We start from the raw sequence: 13197 nt of genomic DNA on the forward strand, positions 1-13197 counted from the left end.
CAGGAAACTGTAAGTCCCAGCCCGTCGCAGGGCACCCCAGTAGAACGTGGTCTCCACGGTCCGGGGTGCTCGCGTGCATTCGCCGTTCGTGTGGTGCGACTGCGGGCCGACGCGGACACCAGCCGGCAAACCTAGGAGTACCGCCCCGTGAAGACCGATGTCGAGGAGCTCAGCCCGACCCGGGTCAAGCTGACCATCGAGGTGCCCTTCGAGGAGCTCGAGCACGCTTTCGACGTGACCTACAAGTCGCTCGCGAAGCAGGTTCGGATCAAGGGCTTCCGCCCGGGCAAGGCACCGGCGCGGCTGATCGACCGCTACGTCGGCCGAGGTGCGGTGATCAGCGAAGCGGTCAACCACGCCGTTCCGGAGCTTTACAACGAAGCCATCCAGAAGGAGGAGATCTTCGCGCTCGGTCAGCCCGACGTGGAGGTCACCAAGCTGGAGGACAACGACGAGCTCGCCTTCACCGCCGAGGTCGACGTCCGCCCCAAGTTCGAGGTGAAGGACTACAAGGGCATCGAGGTGACCGTCGACAACGCGGCCGCCACCGATGAGCAGGTCGACGAGCAGATCGGCACCCTGCGCGAGCGCTTCTCCACGCTCGTGGGCGCCGACCGTCCGATCGAGGACGGCGACCACCTGTCCATCGACCTGTCGGCGGCCGTCGACGGTGAGAAGCTCGAGGACGTGGCCGTGAGCGGCTACTCCTACGAGGTCGGCACCAACGCCATGCTGGAGGGCCTCGACGAGACCCTGCGCGGCATGGAGGCCGAGGGCGAGGCCACCTTCAAGACCACCCTGGTGGGTGGCGACCACGAGGGCGAGGAAGCCGACGTCACCGTCACCGTGCACTCGGTCAAGGTGAAGGAGCTGCCGGAGCTGGACGACGAGTTCGCCCAGTTGGCCTCGGAGTTCGACACCATCGACGAGCTGCGCGACGACGTGCGCAAGCGCATGGCCGACGTGCGTCGCATGCAGCAGCTCTCCGCCGCCCGTGACAAGGCGCTGGAGAAGCTCATCGAGTCCGTCGAGGTGCCGCTGCCCGACGCGGTCGTCGACGAGGAGATCACCCGTCGTCGCCAGAGCCTTGAGCAGCAGCTCGCCCAGAGCGGTCTGACCAAGGAGGCCTACCTCGAGTCGCAGGAGAAGACCGAGGAGGAGTTCGAGGAGGAGCTGAAGACCGGCGCCAACTCGGCGGTCAAGGCCGGCTTCATCCTCGACCAGCTGGCCCTCCAGGAGGACCTGAGCGCCGACCAGGGCGAGCTCAGCCAGTACGTGTTCGAGCAGGCCCAGCGCATGGGCGTCAGCCCGGACCAGCTGGCCCAGCACCTGGTCGAGTCGAACCAGATCCGCGTCGCCTTCACCGAGGTCGTCCGCGGCAAGGCCATGGACCTGGTCCTGGCCGACGCCAAGGTGACCGATGAGGACGGCAACGTCATCGAGACCCCGCAGGTCGAGGCGGCCGAGGACACCGACGTGGTGGAGGACGCGGCCAAGGCCGCTGCCGCCGCCACCGAGGACGTCGAGGTCGTCGAGACCGTGGAGGTCGTCGAAGACGACGCCGCCGAGTCCGAGAAGGCCGACGAGAACGCCAAGGACGACAGCAAGTAGTCCTTCGGGTCCGTAGCGTTCGCACGGGCCCCGACCGCCCCGGAACCGGGGCGATCGGGGCCCGTGGTGCTTTGTTCGCTGTCAGGAGAAAAGGTGTCTTCCACCCCTCCCGCACCCTGCGCTCAAAGCGAACAGGGACGTTATACGGACGAGCCCGACGCCCAGCGGCGTTAGTGTCGCTGTATCGCAACCGTTTCGATTCCGGAGCAGGTGACGAGAGTGCCGCCGACCTTTGATGAGTCCCCGGGATTCGACGCTCGTACGTCGGACCCGCAACTTTCCCCTTTTATTGAGCAGACGCCTCAGCGCCTGTTGCGCCAGCGAATCGTGTTCCTCGGCCAACAGGTCGACGACGACATCGCCAACCGCCTTGTCGGTGAGCTCCTACTGCTGTCCGCCGAGGACCGCCAGCGGGACATCACCATGTACATCAACTCGCCGGGTGGTTCCGTGACGGCGGGCATGGCGATCTATGACGTCATGCAGTACATCCCCAACGACGTGCGTACCGTGGGTATCGGTATGGCCGCGTCCATGGGGCAGATGCTTCTGTGCGCCGGTGCGGCCGGTAAGCGTTACGCGCTGCCGCACACCCGCGTCATGATGCACCAGCCGTCCGGTGGCATCGGGGGCACCGCCTCCGACATCCGGATCCTGGCGGACCAGCTGCTCTACGTGAAGAAGATGTTCATCACGAAGATCTCCGAGCACACCGGGCAGACGGTCGAGCAGATCGAGAAGGACGCCGACCGGGACCGTTGGTTCACGGCCCAGGAGTCGCTGGAGTACGGCTTCATCGACGAGGTGCTCGAAGGCACCCTCGATGTGACCAGTTGACCGTACTCAGTGCTGTCCTGACCCAGTCCATGGATCGGCGTAGTGCGTGGAAGGCGTGAAATGACCGAGTTCAACCCCAGTCTGATCGGCGGCGCGGCCTCGATGGCTCCCCAGAGCCGCTACGTGCTGCCGTCCTACGTGGAGCGCACGTCGTACGGCGTCAAGGAGATGAATCCGTACAACAAGCTCTTCGAGGAGCGGATCATCTTCGTCGGCGTGCAGATCGACGATGTCTCCGCCAACGACTTGATGGCCCAGCTCATCACCTTGGAGCAGCTCGACTCCGAGCGGGACATCCAGATGTACATCAACTCGCCGGGTGGTTCCTTCACCTCCCTCATGGCGATCTACGACACCATGCAGTTCGTGCGCCCCGACATCCAGACGGTGTGCATCGGACAGGCCGCGTCGGCCGCCGCGATCCTGCTGGCGGGCGGCACCCCGGGCAAGCGCGGCGCGCTGCCCAACGCCCGCATGATGATCCACCAGCCCGCCACCGAGGGCATGCACGGCCAGGCCAGCGACATCGAGATCCAGGCCAACGAGATCACCCGGATCCGGCAGCAGCTGGAGACGACCCTGTCCAAGCACACGGGTCGCTCGCCCGAGCAGGTGTCCAAGGACATCGAGCGCGACAAGATCCTCACCGCGGAGGAGGCCGTCGAGTACGGTCTCATCGACTTCGTGTTGCCCTACCGCAAGGCTTCCCTGAAGTAGGGCACCCGCCGGAGAAACCCCGAGCCGAACCGGACTCCGCGCATTCGCGTGGATGTTCCGGTAGGGGTTCTCCGGCCTCGTAAAGCATGCGCCGGACCGGTTCGGGACCCGCCTGGAACAACCCGGTGGTGAAGCCGGTCCGGTTTTTCGCTTACCCTGGCGGGGAGCGACACACAGATCGCCCCGTCCGTGACCGGTCGGTCGTGGACGGAAGATTCACGGGAGTTCGCTTCCGTGCCGTCCGACGTGAAACGCGTCGGGGGCGGGGTGGCCTTAGTTTTGAGGAGTGGCTGGGTGGCACGCATCGGCGACGGCGGGGACCTGCTGAAGTGCTCATTCTGCGGTAAGAGCCAGAAGCAGGTGAAAAAGCTCATCGCGGGCCCCGGCGTGTACATCTGCGATGAGTGCATCGATCTGTGCAACGAGATCATCGAAGAGGAACTCGCCGACGCCACCGAGCTCACGTGGGATTCCCTTCCCAAGCCGCGGGAGATCTTCGACTTCCTCGACTCGTACGTGATCGGTCAGGAGCAGGCGAAGAAGGCTCTGTCGGTGGCGGTGTACAACCACTACAAGCGGGTTCGTTCCGAGGGCGACCGTCCCGGTGACGAGGACGTGGAGATCGCCAAGTCCAACATCCTGCTGCTGGGTCCGACCGGTTCGGGCAAGACCTTGCTGGCGCAGACCCTCGCCAAGATCCTGAACGTTCCCTTCGCCATCGCCGACGCCACGGCGCTGACCGAGGCCGGTTACGTCGGCGAGGACGTCGAGAACATCCTCTTGAAGCTGATCCAGGCCGCGGACTACGACGTCAAGAAGGCCGAGACCGGGATCATCTACATCGACGAGGTCGACAAGGTCGCCCGTAAGAGCGAGAACCCGTCGATCACCCGGGACGTCTCCGGGGAGGGTGTGCAGCAGGCGCTGCTGAAGATCCTGGAGGGCACCACCGCGAGTGTTCCGCCGCAGGGCGGGCGCAAGCACCCGCACCAGGAGTTCATCCAGATCGACACCACCAACGTGCTGTTCATCTGTGGTGGCGCCTTCGCCGGGCTGGAACAGCTCATCGAGTCCCGTACCGGGCAGCAGGGCATGGGCTTCAACGCCGTGCTGCGGCCCAAGACCGAGGAATCGGAGCGGGCGCTGTTCGGCGAGGTCATGCCGGAGGACCTGCTCAAGTTCGGGATGATCCCGGAGTTCATCGGTCGTCTGCCGGTGATCACCAGCGTGCACAACCTGGACAAGGCCGCGCTGATCCAGATCCTCACCGAACCGCGCAACGCCCTGGTCAAGCAGTACCAGCGGCTGTTCGAGCTGGACAACGTGGAGCTGGAGTTCACCCAGGATGCGTTGGAGGCCATCGCCGAGCAGGGCATCATCCGCGGTACCGGTGCCCGTGGTCTGCGCGCCATCATCGAGGAGGTCCTGCTCTCGGTGATGTACGAGGTGCCCAGCCGGGAGGACGTCGGCCAGGTGATCATCACGCGCGAGTCGGTGGAGCAGCACGTCAACCCGACGATCGTCCCGCGCCGCAAGCCGGAGGACGACGATCGCCAGGAGAAGTCCGCCTGATCGATTCCGTGCGGCCCTGAACCGCTCTCGCACGACAAGGGGCGCCCTCGCATCGAGCGAGGGCGCCCCGTCGTGTGTGCGACCACCTGGTGCCCGGGGCGCCCCGGGGGAGGCGTTCGGTCCGGGAAGGATCAGTCCTCGTCCTCCAGGACCGCCTCCATGCGGGCGATCTCGGTGTTCTGCTCGGCGATGAGGTCGTTGGCCATCCGCATCACGGTCTGGTCGTGTCCGTCGGAGAGGACGTCCACGGCCATGGCCACCGCGCCCTCGTGATGGGCGGTCATCAATTCCACGAACAGGTGGTCGAACTCGTCGCCCTCGGCGTCGGTGAGCCGTTGCATGTCCTCTTCGGAGACCATGCCCCGCATGTCGTCGTGGTCGACCTCCAGGTCACAGAGGGGAACGTCCTCGCCCTCCGAGTGGTGGCCGCCCTCGCCCTCCAGACCGCAGAAGTTCTGGTGGGCGGGGTTGTCCCGGGCCGGACCGAAGATGTTCTCCTCCAGCCAGCTCTCCATCGCGGAGATCTCCGGGTCCTGGGCCGCGGCGATGCGGTCGGCGATGCGTTCGACGCCGTCGCGCCGGTAACGGTCCGGGACCAGGTCGGTCATCTCCAGGGCCTGGGAATGGTGTTCGATCATCATCACCAGGTAGGTGACGTCGGCTTCGTTGTGTCCCTGTTCCTCGGCGAGCGCGGCGATCTCCTCGGCGGTCGCGGGGGTGGAGGACTCTCCGGGGGCGCCGGGGGAGATGACGTTGGCGGACTCCTGTCCGTCGTCGTCCGCGTTGCAGGCCGGGGCGGCGAGCAGGACGAGGGCGGTTCCGGCGGCGAGTGCCAGGCGACGCACGTGGTCTCCTCCAGGGGGTGGGGCGGACGGGCCGGGTGGGGACCGCCGGTGTCGGTGGTATGCGACATCCTGCGGGTTTTCTACTCACTCCGTGGGTGTTTTGTCCAGTGCGGAACCGGTGTTCGTCCGGCCGTCTCCAAGCGTCCGCCGTCGGCGCGCGGCCGATGTCGGCGTGTTCGTGGGGATGTCCTGAGGGCCACAGTCGTGTGTCCCCGAAGACAGGGGGATGTCACCGTCGCAGAGGCCCGCAGTACCGCGCCTTCGAACTGTTAAGACCTATATTTCCTTTGTTTCCCTCTATACATATTGATGTTGAACTGTGTACGTTCTTTCTGTTTCGCTCCATTAGGAATCAGGAGTACACATGGCGTCATCCCCCACCCACCCCCGTGCAGGACGCCCGCTTCACCGCAGAGCACTCACCGGTGTCGCCCTCACCGCCGCCGCGCTCCTGACCGTGGGCCTCCTCGGCCCCGTCGGTGCGGCCGCCGACACCACCCCCTTCGAAAGCGACGCCGAGACCAGCCCCAACGTCACCCACGTCGCGAACCTCCCCAAGTCCGAGGCCATGGACGACTACAACTCGGACCTGGCCTTCACCGGCGACTACGCCATCGGCGGCAACTACAACGGCTTCGTCATCTACGACATCTCCGAGCCGGAGGCCCCCGAGGTCGTCTCCGAGGTCCTGTGTCCGGGCGGTCAGGGCGACCTGTCGGTCAGCGGCGACCTGGTGTACTTCTCCGTCGACTACCCGCGCGCGAGCGACGAGTGCGGCGCGCCGTCCGTGCCCACCAGTGACCCGGACGGGTTCGAGGGCATTCGAGTGTTCGACATCTCCGACAAGGCCGCCCCCGAGTACGTGGCGGCGGTGGCCACCGACTGCGGATCGCACACCCACACCCTCGTCCCGGGCAAGGACGGCGAACACGACTACGTGTACGTGTCCTCCTACTCGCCCAACGAGAACTTCCCGAACTGTCAGCCGCCGCACGACAAGATCTCCATCGTCGAGATCCCCATCGACGCACCGTCCGAGGCCGCCCTGGTCAACGAGCCGGTCCTGTTCCCCGACGGCGGCAACACCAGGACCACCGGTTGCCACGACATCACCGCCTACCCGGAGATCGACCTGGCCGCGGGAGCCTGTATGGGCGACGGCATCCTCATGGACACCTCCGATCCGGCCCACCCGGTGGTGACCGACGTCGTCCAGGACGAGAACTTCGCGTTCTGGCACTCGGCGACCTTCACCAACGACGCGAGCACGGTGATCTTCACCGACGAGCTCGGCGGTGGCGGCGGCGCCATCTGCACCGAGGAGTACGGGGAGGAGCGCGGCGCCAACGCCATCTACACCATCGGCGGCACCGACGACGATCCCGAACTCACCTTCGAGAGCTACTACAAGCTCCCGCGCGTGCAGACCGCCACCGAGAACTGCGTCGCCCACAACGGATCGCTCATCCCGGTCCCGGGCCAGGACTTCTTCGTGCAGGCCTGGTACCAGGGCGGTGTCTCGGTGATCGACTTCAACGACCCGAAGAACCCCCGCGAGATCGGCCACTTCGACCGTGACCCGATCGACGACGATCGGCTCGTCCTCGGTGGTTCCTGGTCGGCGTACTACTACAACGGCTACGTGTACTCCTCCGACATCACCCGTGGACTCGACGTCCTGAAGATCGACGACCCGCGTCTGCGCTCCGCCGAACGCGTCACCTACGACGAGTTCAATCCTCAGTCGCAGCCGAGTTACCGACCCGGCCGCTGACCGACCCCACGAATCCCTCCCGGTGGCTCCTCCTGGGGAGTCAGGGCAAACGGGAGGACCAGGGGCCGCGGCCGTTCGCCGCGGCCCCGCCGCATACAGCCCCCGCCCTCTATGCGACCAACAGGAGAAAGCATGCCCGCAGCTTCCCCGAGACGCGGAGGAGTTCGACGATCGACCGTCGTGGCCCTCACCGCGGCGGCGACCCTGCTCGCGGGGCTGCTCGGCCCGGCGAGCGCCCAGGCCGACGCCCCGCCCTCCGAGGACGTCACCAGCGAGAACGTCGAACACATCGCCAACCTGCCCAAGCCCGAGGCGGTCAGCAACACCAACTCGGACATGGCCTTCACCGGTGACTACGTCATCGGTGGCAACTACGACGGGTTCGTCATCTACGACGTATCCGAGCCGGCGGACCCGGAGATCGTCTCCGAGGTCCTGTGCCCGGGTGGCCAGGGGGACCTGTCGGTCAGTGGCGACCTGGTGTACTTCGCCGTGGACTACCCCAACGCGAGCGACGAGTGCGGTGCCCCCGCGGTTCCGGTGACCGACCCGGACGGTTTCGAGGGCGTGCGCGTCTTCGACATCTCAGACAAGGCCAACCCCCAGTACGTGGCGGCCGTGCGTACCGACTGCGGATCGCACACCCTCACCCTCGTGCCCGGCGACGACGAACGCGAGTACGTCTACGTGTCCTCCTACGCCCCGGCCGAGGAGTTCCCGAACTGTCAGCCGCCGCACGACAAGATCTCCGTCATCGAGGTGCCGCTGGACGACCCGGCCTCGGCCGCGCTCGTCAACGAACCCGTGCTGTTCCCCGACGGCGGCAACCACGACCAGGACGGCCTGCTACGTCCCACCGAGGGCTGCCATGACATCACCGCCTACCCGGAGAAGGACCTGGCCGCGGGCGCCTGCATGGGCGACGGCGTCCTCATGGACATCTCCGACCCGGTCGAACCGGTCGTGACCGAGGTCGTCCAGGACGAGAACTTCGCGTTCTGGCACTCGGCGACCTTCACCAACGACGCGAGCACGGTGATCTTCACCGACGAGCTCGGCGGCGGCGGCGCGGCCACCTGCACCGAGGAGATCGGCCCGGAACGCGGTGCGAACGCCATCTACACCCTGGACGGCGAGGGCACCGACGCCACCCTCGACTTCGAGTCCTACTACAAACTGGAACGCCACCAGGGCGACGAGCAGGTGTGCGTGGCGCACAACGGTTCCCTGATCCCGGTGCCCGGCCAGAACTACTTCGTGCAGGCCTGGTACCAGGGCGGTGTCTCGGTGATCGACTTCAACGACCCGAAGAACCCCCGCGAGATCGGCCACTGGGACCCGGACGACCGCATCGACCCCGACATCGAGAACGGCAGCTCCTGGTCGGCCTACTACTACAACGGCCACGTCTACTCCTCGGACATGCGCCGGGGCCTGGACGTCCTGGAACTGACCGACCCGCGTCTGCGCCCGGCCGAACGCGTCACCTACGACGAGTTCAACCCGCAGACCCAACCGAGCTACCGACCCGGCCGCTGACCGGCTGACAGGACGGGGCGCGGGAAGGGGGAGACCCCTTCCCGCGCCCCGTGGGCGAACCGGGTTCTACTCCCGCTCGAAGAGTTCCTCGGCCCGGTCGACCTTGGCCGCCGCCAGGACCCATCGCCGCAGAGTCTTCAGATCCGTACAGGATTCGATCCGTGTGCGAACCTCGGGGGTGATGGTGAGCCCGCGAGCCTGCAGAAAAGTGATGACGTTCTCGGCGGCCTCGATGGATCGACCTTCCTCGCGACCGATCCCGACGTACTTGCGGGCGAAATCGCTTTGCCACTCGTAGGTTTCCACGGCCATCAAGTCCTCCAGCTCCTTCCGAGCGGCCTCGTTGAGGCCGGCGAGCACATAGTCATAATAGAAGGTCCGATTTTCCGGGGTCGTGGAGTTCAAAGCCTCCACCACGACCTTCAGGGCTTCAGGGTCGTGGTCGGCGTGCGCCCTGGCGGACAGCAGCGCCAGTTCGGGAAGTTTCCGAGCTTCTTCCTTCTCGATGATCCTTGGTGTGTCGCTTGGCCCGATCACCAGAGGTTCCAGGTCGAAACCCGGATGGCCGGTGCGGATCGGCTTGGCGCACCACGACGCGATGGTGTCGGTCGGGCACAGGACCAGGAGCATCGTCGGACACCCCAATCGGACGTACAGGGTGACCAAGTAGGCGGGCCAACTACGGTGCTTTTCTCGGTCATACCCGTGTTGACGTTCGATCACCACCGCCATGACGTTCGTGGTGCCGTCTCGCAACACCACGGCACCGTCGCTGTTGAGTTTCTTGGGGTCGCAGTTGGTCAGCACCGAACTGGTGTTGAGCACTTCGGTGTGTCGCGGGACCTCGAAACCGAGGGATTCCAGTAGTACGGGGGCCATCGCGGGCTGGTTCTGTACCAACCGCAGAGGAATTTCGTGTTCTCGTGTGGGCATGCGGATTCCTGGGGTTCGGACACGGTCGAACAACGCCATGAAGACATTCCGACCTGCGAGGGGTTACCAAGAGTGAGCATGGCGTGATTTCCGGCGGTGCGTCGGTGTTTTCGAGGAATCGACGAATACGGGTATGGCCGGGACCCGAGGTCAGCGAGGGGCGAAGAGGCGATCGGTGGGGGCGTCCAGGACCTCGGTCATACGGCCGGTGAAGTACACCGTGCCCAGGGCCAGGACGCGGTCGCCCAGGGACGCCACGAAGTCCGGGGTGATCCTCTCGGCGTCGATCCGGTCCCAGTGGGCGGGTAGGTCGTGGTCGAAGCGCAGGTGGGCCTCGGGCAAGCGCACGGCGGTGACCGGTGTTCCACCGAGGGCACCTATGGCGCCGGACACGTCCTTGTGGTCGGGCAGGCAGAGCAGCACGTGGTCGACACCGCCCCAACGGGTGTGGGCCCGCGCGAGGGCGGTCGCCACTCCCACGCGGTCGATGGCCGAGTCCACCAGCGCGCGGGCGGTCGCGCTGCCGGGCACGGGATGTTCGGACAGCCGGGCGGGCAGGTTCAGGGTCCCCAGCACCTGGTGCAGACGGTCGGTGGGGGCGGGCCCGTGGCCCAGGAGTTCGAGCGCGCGGGTCCCCGCGGCCACGCCCAGGACACCCGAGGCGGCCGACAGACCCGGGGGACGCAGGGCCGGAGGCGGCGCCGAGCCGGGGAGATCCGGGTCGACGATCTCGGGGGAGACACGGCCGGCGGTGACCTCCGACAGGGTTCGCTCGATGACGGGGGAGACCTCGGGGCTTTGCGGCAGGGAGACCAGGGCCCGGGTGCGCTCACCCGCCACCCGGGTCTTCTCCCGGGCGATCTCGGTCACGGTGTCGCCGAGAACCCCCAGGTGTTCGGCGAAGACCATACCGAGCGCCACGACCTCGGGGCCGACCAGACGTAGCTCGTCCCGGTGACCGCCCATGCCGGCCTCCAGGACACAGACGTCGGCGCCGATCTCACGCGCCTTGAGTAGCCCCGCCACCAGGAACAACCCGCTCGGGGCCAGGTAGCCGCCGTGTTCGGGGAGAGTCCCCCGGGCGTTCTCGATCTCCGCGCCCAAGGCGTCCAGTTCGGTGTCGGTGACGGAGGTCCCGTCCACCCGCACGCGTTCGCGGTACCCCCGAAAGCTCGGCCCGGTCACCAGGACCGTGCGCGCCCCGGCCGCGGACAGGGTCGCCGCGGCCACGGTCGCCGTGCTCCCCTTGCCCTTGGAACCCACCACCCCCAACACCGGGGCGCGCTCGCTGGACAGGCCCAAGGCCGTCAGTAGGGCGGTCGCCCGGTCCAGGCTGCGGGCCTGTCCGGGGGCGCGGCCGGCCCACTCGGAGAAGAAGGGGTCAAGGCTTGGCATGCTCCAAGTATGGTCTCGGTGACATCGGGCTTCGCACGACCGACCCGGAGCCCGGGCCCAGGTGAGGCCGCGTACACTGACGCGGGTGTACACCCCGACCAACGAGACCCTGTGAGCGGCCAGGGCGCCCATGAGCGCTACGCCGAGGTCACCGCGCAGATCCTTTCCCGCGCCCCAGAGACCGACATCGATCCACGCCTGGACCGGGTCCGTACCGTCCTCGACCTCTTGGGCGACCCGCAGCGCAACTTCCGGGTCATCCACGTCACCGGGACCAACGGCAAGACGTCCACGGCACGCATGATCGACGCCCTGGTGCGTGGACGAGGCCTGCGCGCGGGCCGCTACACCAGCCCGCATCTGCGGACGATACGCGAACGCATCGTCGTGGACGGCGAGCCCATCTCCCAGGAGCGGTTCGTCGAGGCCTACGACGACATCCACCCCTACATCGAGATGGCCGACTCGATGAACGACGCCCCTCTGTCGTTCTTCGAGATCCTCACCGTCATGGCCTACGCCGTCTTCGCCGACGCCCCCGTGGACGTCGCCGTGGTGGAGGTGGGCATGGGCGGGACCTGGGACGCCACCAACGTCGTCGACGGAGACGTCGCGGTGGTGACACCCATCGGAATCGACCACACCGACTACCTGCCCGACACCCTCGACGGCATCGCCGAGGAGAAGGCGGGCATCATCAAACCCGACTCCCTCGCCGTGGTCGCGCAGCAGCCGCTGCCCGCAGCGGAGGTCCTGCTCCGGCACGCGGCCGAGGTCGGTGCGACCGTCGCACGCGAGGGTCTGGAGTTCGGGGTGACCTCCCGTGAGGTGGCCGTCGGAGGTCAGCAGATCGTCGTCAAGGGCCTCACCGGGACCTACGACAACCTCTTCCTGCCGCTGTTCGGCGAGTACCAGGCAGGCAACGCCGCCGTCGCCGTCGCCGCCGTCGAGGCCTTCTCCGCCGCCGAGGACGCCATCGGGCTCGATCCCATGATCGTGGCCGAGGCTCTGGCGGGGCTGGAAGCACCCGGGCGTCTGGAGGTCGTGCGCACCAGCCCGACCGTCATCGCCGACGCCGCACACAATCCGGCCGGGATGATCGCCACCGTCGCCGCCGTCGAGGAGGCCTTCGCCTTCTCCCGGCTGATCGGCGTGGTGGCCATCATGGCCGACAAGGACGTCGAGGGGATTCTGGATCCCCTGGAACCACTGCTCGACGAGATCGTCGTCACCCGTAACTCCTCGCCGCGTTCCCTCGAACCGGAGAGGCTGGCCGCGCTCGCCGAAGAGATCTTCGGTGAGGACCGGGTGCACGTGGCTCCCCGACTCGACGACGCCATCGACCGGGCCGTGGGCTTGGCCGAGGCGGAAGGCGAGTTCGGTGGGGTCGGCGTGCTGGTCACCGGTTCCGTGGTCACCTCCGGAGACGTCGTGCACCTGCTGCGCGGCGCCGGCGGATAGCGGGCGCCACGATCCTCCTACGAAGGGAAACACCATGCGCGTGGTCTGCGCCGTAGTGCTCGTGTTCGAGGCCGTAGTGATCGGCCTGGCGATCCCCATCGCCATCCAGCTGGAAGGGGTGGACCCGTCCATCGCCGGCGGGGTGTGGGGCGGCATGGCCGTGGCCGCGCTGCTGCTGTCCGGGTTGCAGAAGTACACCTGGGCGCACTACGCGTCCTGGGCCCTGCAGGCCGCCTTCCTGTTCAGCTCGTTCATGGTCAGTGGCGCGCTGTTGGTCGCGATCGTGTTCGTGTCCCTGTGGGTGGTCGCGGTGATCCTGGGCCGTCGGGTCGACGAGACGCGGGCGGCCCACGCCGCGCGCGCGGAGTCCGTGGCGGGCGAGGGCGCTTCCGGCGGTGAGGACGTGACCACCGCGTCGTCGGGGCCGCAAACGCGATAGTGTGACGCACGTCCGGGCGGGCCAGGAGCCGCGTCGAGCGGGCCTCCCCTCATCCGCCGGTCCCGGACGCACAC

11 protein-coding genes are annotated in these 13197 nt (G+C 67.1%); 8 read left to right on the forward strand and 3 right to left on the reverse strand.

All coding sequences use genetic code 11. The features are described from left to right. The first annotated feature begins 147 nt into the window (after window positions 1-147). The 4 genes from tig (at window position 148) to clpX (ending at window position 4737) form a co-directional block, all read left to right on the forward strand. Window positions 148-1611, forward strand: a complete 1464-nt coding sequence (gene tig / locus ACWGSK_RS21395; RefSeq protein WP_452456563.1) for a trigger factor — start codon at window positions 148-150, stop codon at window positions 1609-1611. A gap of 288 nt (window positions 1612-1899) precedes the next feature. Further along, window positions 1900-2448, forward strand: a complete 549-nt coding sequence (locus tag ACWGSK_RS21400; protein WP_067602127.1) for a ClpP family protease — start codon at window positions 1900-1902, stop codon at window positions 2446-2448. A 60-nt stretch (window positions 2449-2508) separates the two neighbouring features. After that, window positions 2509-3165: an ATP-dependent Clp protease proteolytic subunit gene (locus tag ACWGSK_RS21405; RefSeq protein WP_358509471.1), complete on the forward strand. Its 657-nt coding sequence runs from the start codon at window positions 2509-2511 to the stop codon at window positions 3163-3165. Window positions 3166-3459: 294 nt separating this feature from the next. Beyond that, window positions 3460-4737 (forward strand): ATP-dependent Clp protease ATP-binding subunit ClpX, encoded by a 1278-nt coding sequence (gene clpX / locus ACWGSK_RS21410; RefSeq protein WP_358509474.1) that lies wholly within the window; start codon window positions 3460-3462, stop codon window positions 4735-4737. A gap of 131 nt (window positions 4738-4868) precedes the next feature. On the opposite strand, the gene ACWGSK_RS21415 is transcribed toward clpX, so the two are convergent. Then, window positions 4869-5582, reverse strand: a complete 714-nt coding sequence (locus ACWGSK_RS21415) for a DUF305 domain-containing protein (protein WP_452456564.1) — start codon at window positions 5580-5582, stop codon at window positions 4869-4871. A gap of 364 nt (window positions 5583-5946) precedes the next feature. On the opposite strand from ACWGSK_RS21415, the gene ACWGSK_RS21420 reads away from it, so the two are divergent. Then, window positions 5947-7356 carry an LVIVD repeat-containing protein gene (locus tag ACWGSK_RS21420; protein WP_452456565.1) on the forward strand — a complete coding sequence of 470 codons (1410 nt, stop codon included), beginning with the start codon at window positions 5947-5949 and terminating at the stop codon, window positions 7354-7356. A gap of 132 nt (window positions 7357-7488) precedes the next feature. Then, window positions 7489-8895, forward strand: coding sequence for an LVIVD repeat-containing protein (locus ACWGSK_RS21425; RefSeq protein ID WP_452456566.1), 1407 nt, complete (start codon window positions 7489-7491; stop codon window positions 8893-8895). Between the two features lie 66 nt (window positions 8896-8961). On the opposite strand, the gene ACWGSK_RS21430 is transcribed toward ACWGSK_RS21425, so the two are convergent. Further along, window positions 8962-9828, reverse strand: a complete 867-nt coding sequence (locus ACWGSK_RS21430; RefSeq protein WP_452456567.1) for a hypothetical protein — start codon at window positions 9826-9828, stop codon at window positions 8962-8964. A gap of 150 nt (window positions 9829-9978) precedes the next feature. Further along, window positions 9979-11223 carry a hypothetical protein gene (locus ACWGSK_RS21435; protein ID WP_358509490.1) on the reverse strand — a complete coding sequence of 415 codons (1245 nt, stop codon included), beginning with the start codon at window positions 11221-11223 and terminating at the stop codon, window positions 9979-9981. A gap of 111 nt (window positions 11224-11334) precedes the next feature. Between ACWGSK_RS21435 and ACWGSK_RS21440 the strand changes: the two genes are divergently transcribed. Further along, window positions 11335-12684, forward strand: a complete 1350-nt coding sequence (locus ACWGSK_RS21440; RefSeq protein WP_358509493.1) for a bifunctional folylpolyglutamate synthase/dihydrofolate synthase — start codon at window positions 11335-11337, stop codon at window positions 12682-12684. Window positions 12685-12718: 34 nt separating this feature from the next. Next, entirely contained in the window at window positions 12719-13123 is a 405-nt protein-coding gene (locus tag ACWGSK_RS21445; protein ID WP_358509496.1) for a DUF4233 domain-containing protein, read from the forward strand. Window positions 13124-13197 lie beyond the last annotated feature (74 nt).

It is taken from the genome of Nocardiopsis sp. NPDC055551, from assembly GCF_053619415.1.